General features: G+C 67.5%; 13 protein-coding genes. 10 read left to right on the forward strand and 3 right to left on the reverse strand.

Annotated elements, in window-relative coordinates; genetic code table 11:
* Positions 1 to 14: 14 nt before the first annotated feature.
* Both AKI39_RS22540 and AKI39_RS22545 read right to left on the reverse strand, forming a co-directional pair.
* Positions 15 to 566, reverse strand: a complete 552-nt coding sequence (locus AKI39_RS22540) for an adenine phosphoribosyltransferase (RefSeq protein WP_066641132.1) — start codon at positions 564 to 566, stop codon at positions 15 to 17.
* Positions 567 to 620: 54 nt separating this feature from the next.
* Positions 621 to 1,616: a LysR family transcriptional regulator gene (locus tag AKI39_RS22545; RefSeq protein WP_066641134.1), complete on the reverse strand. Its 996-nt coding sequence runs from the start codon at positions 1,614 to 1,616 to the stop codon at positions 621 to 623.
* A 367-nt stretch (positions 1,617 to 1,983) separates the two neighbouring features.
* Here AKI39_RS22545 and AKI39_RS22550 point away from each other — a divergent pair, with 367 nt between their 5' ends.
* From AKI39_RS22550 to AKI39_RS22595, 10 genes are all read left to right on the forward strand, one after another.
* Positions 1,984 to 2,961 (forward strand): succinylglutamate desuccinylase/aspartoacylase domain-containing protein, encoded by a 978-nt coding sequence (locus tag AKI39_RS22550; protein ID WP_066641135.1) that lies wholly within the window; start codon positions 1,984 to 1,986, stop codon positions 2,959 to 2,961.
* 113 nt (positions 2,962 to 3,074) lie between these two features.
* Entirely contained in the window at positions 3,075 to 4,052 is a 978-nt protein-coding gene (locus tag AKI39_RS22555) for an ABC transporter permease (protein WP_066641136.1), read from the forward strand.
* Positions 4,053 to 4,092: 40 nt separating this feature from the next.
* Positions 4,093 to 5,010, forward strand: a complete 918-nt coding sequence (locus tag AKI39_RS22560) for an ABC transporter permease (protein WP_066641137.1) — start codon at positions 4,093 to 4,095, stop codon at positions 5,008 to 5,010.
* Positions 5,007 to 5,990: an ABC transporter ATP-binding protein gene (locus AKI39_RS22565; protein ID WP_066641138.1), complete on the forward strand. Its 984-nt coding sequence runs from the start codon at positions 5,007 to 5,009 to the stop codon at positions 5,988 to 5,990. Before AKI39_RS22560 ends, AKI39_RS22565 begins: the two co-directional genes overlap by 4 nt.
* Positions 5,987 to 7,018 (forward strand): ABC transporter ATP-binding protein, encoded by a 1,032-nt coding sequence (locus tag AKI39_RS22570; RefSeq protein WP_066641143.1) that lies wholly within the window; start codon positions 5,987 to 5,989, stop codon positions 7,016 to 7,018. Before AKI39_RS22565 ends, AKI39_RS22570 begins: the two co-directional genes overlap by 4 nt.
* A 91-nt stretch (positions 7,019 to 7,109) precedes the next feature.
* A complete protein-coding gene (locus AKI39_RS22575) occupies positions 7,110 to 8,006 on the forward strand; it encodes a hydrolase (RefSeq protein WP_066641145.1) in 897 nt (298 codons plus the stop codon).
* Between the two features lie 39 nt (positions 8,007 to 8,045).
* A complete protein-coding gene (locus AKI39_RS22580) occupies positions 8,046 to 9,191 on the forward strand; it encodes a M20 family metallopeptidase (RefSeq protein WP_066641149.1) in 1,146 nt (381 codons plus the stop codon).
* Positions 9,192 to 9,435: 244 nt separating this feature from the next.
* Positions 9,436 to 9,741 carry a DUF3303 domain-containing protein gene (locus AKI39_RS22585; protein ID WP_066641153.1) on the forward strand — a complete coding sequence of 102 codons (306 nt, stop codon included), beginning with the start codon at positions 9,436 to 9,438 and terminating at the stop codon, positions 9,739 to 9,741.
* A 38-nt stretch (positions 9,742 to 9,779) separates the two neighbouring features.
* On the forward strand, positions 9,780 to 10,844 hold the full coding sequence (locus AKI39_RS22590; RefSeq protein ID WP_083229002.1) for a Bug family tripartite tricarboxylate transporter substrate binding protein: 1,065 nt from the start codon (positions 9,780 to 9,782) through the stop codon (positions 10,842 to 10,844).
* A 49-nt stretch (positions 10,845 to 10,893) separates the two neighbouring features.
* Positions 10,894 to 11,766 (forward strand): amidohydrolase family protein, encoded by an 873-nt coding sequence (locus AKI39_RS22595; protein ID WP_066641154.1) that lies wholly within the window; start codon positions 10,894 to 10,896, stop codon positions 11,764 to 11,766.
* Between the two features lie 96 nt (positions 11,767 to 11,862).
* Here the strand turns inward: AKI39_RS22595 and AKI39_RS22600 are convergent, their stop codons facing one another.
* Positions 11,863 to 13,374 (reverse strand): carboxylesterase/lipase family protein, encoded by a 1,512-nt coding sequence (locus AKI39_RS22600; RefSeq protein WP_083229003.1) that lies wholly within the window; start codon positions 13,372 to 13,374, stop codon positions 11,863 to 11,865.
* Positions 13,375 to 13,388: the final 14 nt, after the last annotated feature.

Here is a 13,388-nt window from a genome sequence, read left to right on the forward strand (position 1 = left end):
TCTTGACGATAATCCTAGGCCGCTTCGCTTTCGAAACGGCAAACGGAATACAGCGGCGTGCCGGTTTCCGCCACGGCCGCCGATCCTTTCAGGAAAGGCAGGTCGATGATGGTGGCCGCCTCGACGACATTGGCCCCCAGGCGCTGCAGCAGCTTGATCGCGGCGATCATGGTGCCGCCGGTGGCGATCAGGTCGTCCACCAGCAGCACGCGCTGGCCGGGACGTACCGCGTCGGCATGCATTTCCACGGTCGCGTTGGCGTATTCCATGGCATAGGATTCGGCCACGGTGCGGTAAGGCAGCTTGCCCTGCTTGCGCACCGGCACGAAGCCCAGGTTCAGTTCATAGGCCAGGACGCTGCCGATGATGAAGCCGCGCGCGTCCACGCCCGCGACCAGGTCCAGCCGCTGCCGCATATAGCGGTAGACGAAGAGATCGATCAAGACGCGGAAGGTGCGCGGATCCTGCAGCACCGGGGTGATGTCCCGGAAAATCACTCCTTCCCTGGGCCAGTCGGGCACGCTGCGTATGGTGCGCCGGACGAGCTCGGCGTAGTCGGTTTGCATGATGGCGTCCGCCGTATGGAGTGTGGCCGGAAACTATAACCCGCCGAGAGGCGTTCAAGCCAATGCGGGCGTCTCGCCCTTGGCGCGCGCCGGGCGGGCGCGCGGCTTTAGCTTGGCCCCCTTGCGCGGCTGCCGGCCTGGGGCCGGGCCGCAGTGGGCCATGCTTTGCAGCGATGCGGCGATATGGCCAAGGAATTCTTCGACCATCCCGGGCAGCAGGCGGCCTTCCATGGTGTGCACCTGCAGCCGCCGGAACGCCATTTCCGGATGGTTCACGGGACGCGCGACCAGCCCGCCGCGCTTGAGCGCGGACTCCGCCGGCAGGTACGGCCCCAGCATGACGCGATCCGAATTGCGCACGAAGGACATCAGCGCGGCCGACAGGTTGCTGACGAAGATCGGTTCGAAGCGCAGCCCTTCCAGCCGCCAGCAGCGCTCCAGCAGCTTGCGCGTGGAAGACGCGGGATCCCCCGTCGCCAGCGGGTACGGCGCCAGCTCGCGCGGCAGAACGCGTGCCAGGCGGGCCAGCGGATGCGCCGGGCACATCACCGCGTAGACGGGCGCGGACATCGAATGGCGCGCCACCGTGCCCTGGCTCTGTTCCGAATTGAAGGAAACGGCAAGATCCGCCTGGCCTTGCGCCACCCGGCGCAAGGCCTCGGCCTGGGGGCAGACGTGCAGGCTGAAGCGCGCATGCGGATGCCGGAGGCGGAAGGCCGACATCAATTCGGGCAGGAAATGGTGGGCCGGGCCGTCGGTGGCGACCACGCGGATGGTGCCGCTGGGCGCGCCTTTCAGGCTGGTGATGTCCTGCAGCACGGCCTCGGATTCCAGCAGGGTGCGCCGGGCGTGGGCCAGCAGCAGTTCGCCGGCCTCGCTCAGCACCATGCCGCGCGACATGCGCGTGAACAGCGGCGTGCCGACCTCCGCTTCGAGCTTGGCGATCTGGCGGCTGATCGCCGACACGGCGACGAACAGGCGCTCGGACGCCGCGCTGAGGCTGCCCGCGGCGGCGACTTCGGCGAAATACTTCAGGGCGACACCATGCATGGGCGACCTCTCCGGCGGCAATACTGGGGGGTTTGCCTTTTCGGCAATACAAGGACGAAATATTCTAATAGCCCCGCGCTGCACCCGCCCCTTAGAATCCTTACAAAAAGCCGGCAAGCGGGGGAACCCACAGCTAGCCGGCGGGCCGCGGCGCCCGCGCAACGCCAGGACAGCCCGCAGGGGCGGCGTGTTACATCGGTCCGGTTCCCTATCCTCACTCCTACAGGCCCATCGCACTGCCCGCTATCGCATTTGGATCATGGCATCACAGAATCCTCCTTCCGACCTGCCGCCCAAATCCGGCGGGCGACGCCCGGCGCTTGTCTTTCCCATGCTGCCAAACCTGAACCGTATCGCAGGAATCCCGATGCCCGCTGAAACTGGCCTTCCCCTCCACCCCTTTGACCTTCCCTGCCCCGATTTGAACGTGGAGCGCGCGGGCAACACGGGAACGGAAGGCATCTGGCACTTCGACTCCGGCCTGCCGGGCCGCAGCGTCATGCTGACCGCACTGATCCACGGCAATGAAATCTGCGGCGCCTGGGCGCTGAAGGCGGTGCTGGCCCATGGCGTGCGGCCCCGTACCGGCGCCTTGACGCTGGCCTTCTGCAACCTGGCGGCCTTCGACCGCTTCGACGCGAAAAACCCTGCTGCGTCGCGGTATATCGACGAAGACCTGAACCGGGTCTGGAGCGACGACAAGCTCGCCGACGAGAGCACGCAGGAGCGGCGCCGCGCGGCCATGATCCTGCCGTGGCTCAAGAAAGCCGACTGGCTGCTGGACATCCATTCCATGAGCAACTCGGTCGTGCCGCTGCAGCTTTCCGGCCTGCAGCAGCGCAACATCGACCTGGCCCTGACACTGGGCAACCCCGCCAAGGTCATCGCCGATGCCGGCCACGCGGCGGGCGTGCGCATGCGCGATTACGGCCGGTTTGGCGAAGAAGGCGAGAACGGCACGCGTTCGCTGCTGATCGAATGCGGTTTTCACGGCGCGATGGCCGCGCGCGAGGTCGCGATGGACCAGACGGCGCGTTTCCTGGTGGCCTCGGGCGTGGCCGAATCCACCGACCTGCCGGGCAGCTGGTTCGCGCCCACGGCCCCCAGCCAGGAAGCCTTGCTGGTCACCCACGCCATCGCCGCCAAGAGCGCGGATTTCCGTTTCGCCGAGCCCTGGAAGGGCCTGGAAAAGCTGCCCAAGGCGGGTACCGTGATCGGCTGGTCCGAAGGCGAGCCCGTCGTCACGCCCTACGACGACTGCGTGCTGATCATGCCTTCGCTAACCAATGTGCGCGCCGGCGTCACCGTCGTGCGCCTGGCCCGGCCTATCGCCTCCCACGGCTGACCCGCGCGGGCGCCGCCGCGCCATCCCGAGCTATCCCGCCGGCGCGGGTCGCAGTAAAGTAGCGGCCAAAGCGCTTGCGCCACATTTAAAAACATCATCCGGGGAATCGCCGCGTGGCATTGTTCATCCTGCGCCGGCTCATACAGAGCCTGTTCGTGCTTCTTGCCGTATCCGTCGTCGTTTTTTTCGCGGTCTATGCCGTCGGCGACCCCATCGAACTCCTGGTCAGTCCCGAAGCCAGTCTGGCCGACCGCCAGCAGATGATCGCCCGGCTGGGGCTGGACCTGCCCGTGTGGCAGCAATACGCCAGCTTCGTCTGGCGGGCGCTGCATGGCGACCTGGGCACTTCCTTCGTGCAGGGCGTGCCGGCGATTTCGCTGATCCTGCAGCGCCTGCCCGCCACCTTCGAACTGGTGGTGGCTGCCATCCTGCTGACCTGCCTGCTGGGCATTCCGCTGGGCCTGCTGGCCGGCCTGCGCCGCGACACGCCGCTGGGCCGCGGCATCCTGGCCACGTCCGTGCTGGGTTTTTCGCTGCCCGCCTTCTGGCTAGGCATGATGCTGATCTTGATGTTCGCCGTCTGGCTGGGATGGCTGCCCGCGTCCGGCCGCGGCGAAACCGTCAGCGTATTCGGCATTCCGTTTTCCTTCCTGACGCGCGACGGCTTGTCCCATATGGTGATGCCGGCGCTGAACCTGGCGCTGGCCAACGTGGCGCTGGTACTGCGCATGACGGCATCGGGCGTGGCCGAAGCCGAAAGCCAGGAATACGTGAAGTTCGCCCGCGCCAAGGGCATCCGCCCCGGCCGCATCGTCGGCCGCCACATCCTGCGCAATATCCTGATCCCCGTGGTCACCGTCGTGGGCATGGAGTTCGGCCAATTGATCGCCTATTCGACCATCACCGAGACCGTCTTCGCCTGGCCCGGCATGGGCAAGCTGCTGATCGACAGCGTCTACCAGCTGGACCGGCCGGTGGTGGTGGCCTATGTCATGTTCGTGACCTTCCTGTTCGTCTTGATCAATCTGATCGTGGACATCCTGTATGCGGTGCTCGACCCGCGCGTGCAGCTGACCGCGCCGGCGCATTGACACCCCGATCCCCGCATCCGAGACCCTGCCCACCCACGCCATGCCCGATTCCGTACCCTCCGGCCGCACGCGGACCGTACCTCCCCTGGCCGAAACGCCAAGGCGAGCCGCCATACTGCGCAAGCTGCACGGCCGGCCCACCACGCGCGGCACGCTCATCGTGCTCGCCATACTGGCGCTGATCATCCTGATCGCGCCCTTCTTCGCGCCGCAGAATCCGTACGACCTGTCCAACCTGAGCATCATGGACGGCCGCCTGCCGCCGCGTTCCGCCTCGATGGACGGACACGTGTACTGGATGGGTACGGACGACCAGGGGCGAGACATGCTCAGCGCCATCCTGTACGGCATACGCATCAGCCTGATCGTGGGCCTGTCGGCCGTGGCCATCGCCACGGCCATCGGCAGCGCTGTCGGCCTGCTGGCCGCCTACGCGGGCGGCCGCGTGGACGGGATGCTGATGCGCCTGGTCGACTTCGTGCTGGGCTTCCCGTCCATCCTGGTCGCCCTGGTCCTGCTGGCCGTGCTGGGACGCGGCGTCGACAAGGTCATCCTGGCGCTGGTGCTGGTGCAATGGGCGCACTATGCGCGCATCATGCGCGGCCGCGCGCTGCAGGAGCGGCGCAAGGAATATGTCGAGGCGGCCATGAACCTGGGCTTTCCGGCCTGGCGGATCATGCTGGTGCACCTGCTGCCCAATTGCGTCGGTCCCATCCTGGTCTATGCCACGGTGCAGATCGCGCATGCCATCGCGCTGGAAGCCACGCTGTCCTTCCTGGGCGTCGGCGTACCCATTACCGAGCCGTCGCTGGGCCTGCTGATCGCCAACGGCTTCCAATACCTGCTGTCCGGCGATTACTGGATCAGCCTGTTCCCCGGCCTGGCCCTGCTGTTTCTTATCCTGACCATCAATATCCTGGGCGATCGCCTTCGGGAAAGCCTGGATCCCCGACGATGAGCGATCTTCTACTGGACGTGCGCGGCCTGCGCACTGCGTTTCATACTTCCGCCGGCGCATGGCCGGCCGTCGACGGCGTGGACCTGACCCTGCGCCGCGGCGAAATCCTGGGCCTGGTGGGCGAATCCGGTTCGGGTAAATCCGTGACCGGCTTCTCGCTGATGGGACTGATCGATCCGCCCGGCGAAGTCGTCGCGGGCGAAGTCCGCTTCAAGGGCGAAGACCTGCGCAAGCGCAACGAAGAAAGCATGCGGCAGCTGCGCGGCAACCGCATCGCCATGATCTTCCAGGATCCGCTGATGACGCTCAATCCCGTGCTGCGCATCGGCGAGCAGATGGCCGAAACCATACTGACGCACGAAAACGTCGGCCGCGCCGACGCGATGGCGCGTTGTGCGCAAGCCCTGGCCATGGTGGGCATTCCATCGCCGGAGGCCCGCCTGCGCAGCTTTCCGCACGAGTTCTCCGGCGGCATGCGCCAGCGCGTGGCCATCGCGATCGCACTGCTGAACAACCCCGACCTGATCATCGCGGACGAGCCCACCACCGCGCTGGACGTCACGATCCAGGGCCAGATTCTTTATCGCATGCAGGAAATCTGCCGCACGCGCCAGACGGCGCTGATCTGGATCACGCACGACCTGGGCGTGGTCGCCGAGCTGGCGGACCGCATCGCCGTGATGTACGCCGGCCGCATCGTCGAAACCGGCCCCGTGGATGAAGTCCTGGACGCGCCGCGCCATCCCTACACGCAGGGCTTGCTGCGCTCGATGCCCGGCACCGCGCAGCCCGGCGCCCGCCTGCGGCAGATCGACGGCATGGCCCCCAGCCTGGCGGCCCGGCCGTCCGGCTGCCCTTTCCGGCCACGCTGCGGCAACGCGATCACACGCTGTACCGAACAATTCCCCGGCCCCACACGCGAAGGCGCACGCACCTTCCATTGCTACGCGCCCGTGGGGCGTGCAGGAGGTTCGGCATGAACGCGCGGCGACAGGAGGGTACATCGGTGCAGGCGCCCGTGATTGAATTGCGCGACATCCACAAGCGTTTCGAACAGCGTCCGGATCTGGCGCAGCGCCTGCTTGCCCTCACGGGCCGCAAGGTGGACCGCGCGGTGGTCCATGCCGTCAATGGCGTCAACCTGTCGATCGCGGCCGGGGAAGTGGTCGGCCTGGTGGGCGAATCGGGCTGCGGCAAATCCACGCTGGGCCGCGTGGTCGCGGGCCTGTACGCGCCCAGCCAGGGCGAGCTGCGCTACAACGGCCGGCCGGTCGGCGAACTGCGCGGACGCGAACGGCTGGACTATGTGCTGGGCGTACAGATGGTGTTCCAGGACCCGCAGGCGTCCCTGAACCCTCGCCACCGCGTGCGGCAGATCCTGGGCGAAGCCCTCAAGGTACATAAGCTCGCGCCGCCGGCCGACATCCCCGCGCGCGTGGATAGCGCACTGGCCGACGTGGGACTGGGCGCCGACTACCGCGACCGTTTCCCTCACCAGATTTCCGGCGGACAGCGCCAGCGCATCGGCATCGCCCGCGCGCTGATGGTGGCGCCGTCCTTCCTGGTCTGCGACGAACCGGTGGCGGCGCTGGACGTATCCATCCAGGCCCAGGTCATCAATCTGTTCATGGACCTGCGCGAACGCAACAACTTCACTTACCTGTTCATCAGCCACGACCTGGGCGTGGTGCGGCACATTTCCGATCGCGTGGCCATCATGTACCTGGGCCGCATCGTCGAGACCGCGCCAGCCGCGGAGATCTTCTCGCGCGCCAACCACCCGTACACGCAGGCGCTGCTGGCCGAAGTCCCGGATGTGAAGCGGCGCGGCCGGCAATTCACGCCCATCCAGGGCGAAATCCCGTCCCCGCTGGCGCCCCCGCCCGGCTGCGCCTTCCATCCGCGCTGCCCGCATGCCATGCCGCGCTGCCGCGAACAGACGCCGCCGCTGGCCGAGATCGCCCCCGCGCACTGGTCGGCCTGCCACCTGAACGATATGGCGGGCTGATTCCGCCCACGCAACCGAACACCAGGATCCAAGCCACCATGAACCCGGACCGCCCCTCGCGCAGCCGGGCCCGATTGCCCCAAGGACAACCATGAACGCCTCCAACGCCGAACGCATCAGCCTGGACTTGAATCACCCGGGCCGCAACGCCATTCCCTATGTCGACGAGGACCGCAACAGCGACCGGCCGTTCACCCTGCACACCTACCGGCCCTACGGCTACACGCCCGACCGGCCCGTGGTCTTCGTGCAGCATGGCGTGCTGCGCAACGGCGACGACTATCGCGACTTCTGGATTCCCGCCGCCGACAAGCACAACCTGCTGATCGTCGCGCCCACCTTCTCCAACGAGACCTGGCCCGGCACGGAAAGCTACAACAACGGCCGTGTGTTCACGCCCAGCGGCAACGTGCGCGCGGTGGCGGGCTGGACCTACGTGCTGGTCGAACGGGTGTTCAACGACCTGCGCGCCGCCGGCGTCACCGAAGTCGAGCAGGCCCACCTGTTCGGCCATTCGGCGGGCGGCCAGTTCGTGCACCGGCTGATGAGCAGCCAGTCGCACGCGCCGTTCAAGGCCGTCACCATCGGCAATCCCGGCTGGTACACCCTGCCCACCTTCGATCATCCCTATCCCGAGGGCCTGGACGGCGTGGGCCTGACGCAAGACCATCTGGTGCGGCTGCTGGGCTATCCCATGACCATCCTGGCGGGCGACCAGGACATCGCGACCAGCGACCCCAACCTGCCGTCCGAACCGGCGGCCAAGCGCCAGGGCCCGCATCGCTACGCGCGCGCGCACAATTACTTCGAAGCCGGCAAGCGCGAAGCCACGCGGCTGGGCGTGCCGTTCAACTGGACGCTGCAGTCGGTGCCCGGCATCGGCCACGACGGCAAGGCCATGTCGGCTGTCTGCGCCAGCCTGTGGTTCGAAGGCCGTATGCCGGACGACGCGGAAATGGCCAGGCTGGCCGGCAAGACGGTGGCTTGAACAGGCACCCGCACCCATCTCGAACAACAAGGAAACGCCATGTCCGCTCAACCGTCTTCCACGCTTCCCACCTCGGCCGAGATCGCCGCGGGCCTGCGCCCCTGGATCGAATGCGAATCACCGACCCATGCGCCCGCCGGCGTCGCGGCCATGGCCGGGCTGGTCCAGGCCGAGGCGCGGGCCGCCGGCCTGCGCACGGAACTGAAGCCGCTGGGCGATACGACGGGCCCGCTGCTGGTGGTCACGAATCGGGCGCCGGACGATACACGCCCAGGCATCCTGATCCTGGCGCACATGGATACGGTGCACCCCATCGGCACGTTGCGGGAAACGCCTTATCGCATCGAAGGCGACAAGCTGTACGGCCCGGGCTGCTACGACATGAAGGCCGGCATCTACATGGCCTTGCTCGCGATGCGCCGGCTGGCGACGCCAGGCTCCACCCGCCTGCCGATCGACATGGTGCTGGTGCCGGACGAAGAAACCGGCAGCCATGCGTCTCGCTCCTTTATCGAAGCCTATGCGCGCAATGCGCGCTACGGCCTGGTCTGCGAACCGGCGCGTGCCAACGGCGGAAAATGCGTGACCGCCCGCAAGGGCACCGGCATGCTGCGCCTGAGCGTGAAGGGACACGCGGCCCACGCCGGCGTCTCCCATGAAAAAGGCCGCAGCGCGATCCGCGAGATGGCGCACCAGATACTGGCGCTGGAAGGCATCACGGATTATGCGCGCGGGGTCACCGTCAGCGTCGGGACCATCGAAGGCGGTACGGCCACCAACACCGTTCCGGCGCTATGCCGTTGCGTGGTGGATTTCCGCGTGCCCGACATGCCCGCGGCCGAAGATACGCTCCAGCGCATGCGCGGCCTGCAACCCGTCGGCCAGGACGTCAGCCTGGACATCGACGTCGAGCTGAACCGCCCGCCCATGGTCAAGACAGAGGCCACGACCCAGCTGCTGGGCAAGGCCCGCCTGTTCGCCACCGCCGCCGGCTTCACGCTGGACGACGCGCCCATGACGGGCGGCGGCAGCGACGCCAACTTCACCTCCGCGATGGGCGTACCCACCCTGGACGGCCTGGGCGCGGACGGCGACGGCGCGCACACCCTGCACGAACACATCCTGGTCAGCACGCTGGCGGCGCGGGCGAAATTCTGGCATCTGCTGCTGAAGGACCTGGAATAGCAGGGCCAGGCCAGGAAGCCCATTAGTTTCCCTAATGCGGACATGAAATATCGTCGCTGTAAAAACCAGCGGCGCGTCGCTACTATTTTGAGATTACATAGGGGCGAGCGCGGTATCCGGCCACGATAGCCGGCGGCCGCTCGATGAGAATTGCAGATAGCAGGCGGCCTGCGTGGGCCGCCCGCCAGGCGCGCCGTGGTGCTCCCCCCACAAGAGTTTTTCTCAACGATGGTAGGAGACAACCATGCTATTTCTGGTCATCAGCACGCCGCGCCCCGAGCGCCCCACCACCCTGATCGATTCGCGCAGCCGCTACTGGGACTGGATGCGTCCGCTGCTGAACTCCGGCCTGGCGCGATCCGTGCACGCGCGCGTCGGGCGCGGTGCCGTCGCGCTGTTCGATGTCGATTCCAACACCACGCTGCACCGCCTGATGAACGAATGGTCGGACATCATTCCGGCGCATTTCGAGGTGTACCCGCTGCTGGATGAAGATACGGCCAAGGCCTACCTCGCGACCCAAACGCCAAGCACCGGGGATGCGCGATGATGCCGGCCCGCCTGTCCTGTCTGGAGGGGCGCGGTGTTATGCAACGAGCCGCCGGTCCGCAGGAAGTCGACGGCCTGAAGGGAAGCGGCACCAAGGGAAACGCCCCCAAGGAAAGCGTCTTGAAGGAAGGCGTGCTGAAGGCCGCCGCGCGCACCCTTCTGGCCGCGGCCCTGGCGCTGTGCGCGGTGGGCGGTGCGCGCGCCGAAACCTTTCCCGACAAGCCCGTGCGCATGATCGTGGCCTTTCCGGCCGGCGGCGGCACCGACATCGTCGCCCGCCTGATCGCCGAACGGCTCACCGCGTTGTGGCACCAGCAGGTGATCGTCGATAACCGTGGCGGCGCGGGCGGCGTGATCGGCACCGAGGCGGCGGCGCGCTCGGCACCGGACGGCTACACCATCCTGATGGCGACGCTGGGCAATCTGTCGATCAATCCCCACCTGTACAAGATGAGCATCGATCCCACCAAGGATCTGGCGCCGATCTCCAACGTGGTGGATGTGAACTTCGTGCTGGTCGTGAACCCCAAGGTGCCCGCCCGGAACGTCAAGGAGCTGATCGAGCTGGCCAGGAAGCAGCCGGGGCAGATCAACTTCTCGTCGTCCGGCGTGGGCGGCGCGCCGCACCTGGCGGGTGAGCTTTTCAACCAGATGGCGGGGGTCAAGCTGGCGCACATTCCTTACAAGGGAAGCGCGCCCAGCTTCACGGACCTGATCGGCGGCCAGGTATCGGTCACCTTCGACAGCCTGGTGCAGGCGCTGCCCTATATCCAGGCCGGCAAGCTGCGGGCGCTGGCGGTACTGGGCGATAAACGGTCCGACCTGTTGCCCGATGTGCCGACGCTGTCCGAAGCCGGGCTGCGCGGCTACAACTTCTCCAACTGGTTCGGCCTGGTCGCGCCCGCGGACGTGCCCGCCGACCGCATCCGCAAACTGAACGCCGACGTGCGCAAGGTGCTGGACGAGCCTGCCGTCAAGGATCAATTGGCGAAGATGGGCGCGGTGCCCGCCGGCAATACGCCGGAGGCGTTCGGCACGCAGATCCGCGACGATAGCGCGAAGTGGGCGCGCGTCATCAAGGAACAGAATATCCGCGCGCAGTAAGGGGAACAGGGCGCGGATTCAACCACATTCCATCACCGGAGATTTTTTCATGACCACCGCTCCCGCCAAGCCGCCGGCAGGCGCCTGTGATTGCCACGTGCACGTGTTCGGGCCCGCGTCCGACTACCCCTTCGATCCGGCGCGCACCTATACCCCCGGCGATGCGCCTTTGGAAGCGCTGGTCGCGCTGCATCGCGACCTGGGCATCGAACGCACGGTCATCGTCCAGCCCAGCCCCTACGGCGCCGACAATCGCTGCACGCTGGATGCGCTCGCGCGCCTGGACGGCAGGGGCCGCGGCGTGGCGGTCATCGACGCGTCCACATCGCAAGAGGCGCTGGCCGACATGCATCGTGCCGGCGTGCGTGGCGTGCGCGTCAACCTGGAAACCGCTGGCCAGCATGACCCCGGCGTCGCGCGCCGGCAGCTGCTGCGCACCGCCGAACGCGTCGCGCCGCTGGGCTGGCACGTGCAGACCTACACGAACCTGCCGACGATCGCGGCGCTGGACGGCGTATGGAACGACATGGCCACTCCGCTGGTGATCGACCACTTCGGCCGCGCCCAGGCCGCGCAGGGCATTTCGCAGCCCGGCTTCGAAACCCTGCTGACAGCGCTGGCGTCCGGCCGCGTCTACGTCAAGGTATCGGCCCCTTACCGCATCTCCACCGCGCCCGACCATGCCGATGCGGCCGCCATCGCGGGCGCGCTCATCGACGCGAATCCGGACCGCGTCCTGTGGGGCAGCGACTGGCCGCATCCGGGCACGGCGGCCGGCGTGCCCTTGAAGGTCGACGGCATCACACCGTTCAAGGACGTGGACAACCGCCGCGCGCTGGCCCGGGCCATGGCGTGGGCCGGCACGCCGGAACGCGTGCGCAAGCTGCTGGTGGACAATCCGGCGCGGCTCTACGACTTCTGACGCCATAACCGCGAAGGCGGGCCGCCGCCAGCGTCGCGCGCCTGGGCGCGCGGCAGCCATGGCGCATCCTGCGCGTGGCGGCGGCGGCCGCCGCGATCAGATAGCGGGCCAGGGCAAGCGATAGGACAAGCCGGCCAGGTCGTTCACCGTCCCGATGACCGTATCGAATCGCATCGTCGCGCGCCGTGCCAGGTCATACGGCGCCCAACGCGGCAGCCCGCCATGATTCGGATCGCCGCCGCGCGCGAAGGCGATCCACGCATGATGCATCGCGTTGGCGAGACCCTGGAATTCCGTTTCGTCCGCGCCCTTCAGCATCGGCGAATCGCGCCAATTGTCGCGATTGTTGAACACGAAGGGAATTTCCAGGCAATGACAGGACTTGAATCCCGGCGCCGGCGATTGCCAATCGAACTGATAGACGTAGGCCGGCCGGCCCGCCTTGGCCTGGCCTTCCGCCAGCCGCAGGCTGCCCATGCGGAAGACCTGGTCGGTCGTCAGGTCGCCCAGCATCGCGGCTGGACTCGGCACCGCGCGCATGCGGCGGAACTCGTCGTAGTAGTCGCTGTACCCGGCACCGCAGATGCGCTCGAAAACCTGCGTGGCGGCGGCCTCGTCGGCGTTAAGCACCGCCTGGTCCACGCAATGGAAAGCCGCCATTTCCTCGCGCGTCGTGCCGACCATGACGTCCACGTGGGCGCCGGCGCCGGCCTGCAGGCGTTCGATGATATTGGCCTCGATGACGCGGCCGTCGCGCACCGGCGAAAACGGCAAGGAGAGCACGGCAAAGCCCTGCAGGCTGCGCGCCAGTTCGCCCTGCGCGGATAGCAGCTTCGCCACGGGTACCTGCTTCAGCGCGGTTTCGTCGCCCGGCTCGACACCGACGAAATGCGCGTAGCGCGCCCCCAACTCGGCGGCTTCCGCGGCGCCGCGCGAAGGACGCCCCATGCCGGGGCTTTGCAGGATGGCGCGATGAAAGAGCCCTTGCGCCTGCGGCATGGTCATCATGGCCGCGATGGAGCCGCCGCCAGCGGACTGTCCCACCACGGTCACGTTGTCCGGGTCGCCGCCGAAGGCGGCGATGTTTTCGCGCACCCAGCGCAGGGCCTGCATCTGGTCCAGCAGACCCATATTGCCCTCGCTGATGCCGGGCAGATACAGGAAGCCCAGCGCGCCCAGGCGGTAATTCACCGACACGAAAACCACGTCGCCGTTGGCCGCGAAACGGTCACCTGCATACCAGGGCAGCGAACCGGCGCCGCTGGAATAGGCGCCGCCATGCAGCCAGACCATGACGGGCCGCGCGCTGGCGTCGGCCTTGGGCGTCCACAGGGTGAGTGTCAGGCAATCCTCGCCTTGTGGCCGATCGAAGTCGCCCATGATGTGCGCCAGGCGCGATCGGCCTTGCGGGGCGATGGGGCCGTCGGCCAGCGCATCGCGCACGCCGCTCCAGCCGGCATGATCGCGCGGCGGCTCGAAGCGCAGCTCGCCCACCGGGGGCGCGGCGTACGGAATGCCGCGGAACACGGCTACGCCGTTTTCCACACGGCCGCGCAGCGTGCCCGCGCGGGTGGCGACTTCCGGCATGGAGTGGCTTGCATGGTTCATCAGGGTCTCCCGAC

It is taken from the genome of Bordetella sp. H567, assembly GCF_001704295.1.
Taxonomy (GTDB): Bacteria; Pseudomonadota; Gammaproteobacteria; order Burkholderiales; family Burkholderiaceae_B; genus Bordetella_C.

Coding starts and splice junctions, on each gene's coding strand:
- AKI39_RS22585 (WP_066641153.1), top strand. CDS start 9,436: ATGCTATTTCTGGTCATCAGCACGCCGCGCCCCGAGCGCCCCACCACC.
- AKI39_RS22590 (WP_083229002.1), top strand. CDS start 9,780: ATGCAACGAGCCGCCGGTCCGCAGGAAGTCGACGGCCTGAAGGGAAGC.
- AKI39_RS22580 (WP_066641149.1), top strand. CDS start 8,046: ATGTCCGCTCAACCGTCTTCCACGCTTCCCACCTCGGCCGAGATCGCC.
- AKI39_RS22550 (WP_066641135.1), top strand. CDS start 1,984: ATGCCCGCTGAAACTGGCCTTCCCCTCCACCCCTTTGACCTTCCCTGC.
- AKI39_RS22575 (WP_066641145.1), top strand. CDS start 7,110: ATGAACGCCTCCAACGCCGAACGCATCAGCCTGGACTTGAATCACCCG.
- AKI39_RS22545 (WP_066641134.1), bottom strand. CDS start 1,616: ATGCATGGTGTCGCCCTGAAGTATTTCGCCGAAGTCGCCGCCGCGGGC.
- AKI39_RS22570 (WP_066641143.1), top strand. CDS start 5,987: ATGAACGCGCGGCGACAGGAGGGTACATCGGTGCAGGCGCCCGTGATT.
- AKI39_RS22600 (WP_083229003.1), bottom strand. CDS start 13,374: ATGAACCATGCAAGCCACTCCATGCCGGAAGTCGCCACCCGCGCGGGC.
- AKI39_RS22540 (WP_066641132.1), bottom strand. CDS start 566: ATGCAAACCGACTACGCCGAGCTCGTCCGGCGCACCATACGCAGCGTG.
- AKI39_RS22565 (WP_066641138.1), top strand. CDS start 5,007: ATGAGCGATCTTCTACTGGACGTGCGCGGCCTGCGCACTGCGTTTCAT.
- AKI39_RS22560 (WP_066641137.1), top strand. CDS start 4,093: ATGCCCGATTCCGTACCCTCCGGCCGCACGCGGACCGTACCTCCCCTG.
- AKI39_RS22595 (WP_066641154.1), top strand. CDS start 10,894: ATGACCACCGCTCCCGCCAAGCCGCCGGCAGGCGCCTGTGATTGCCAC.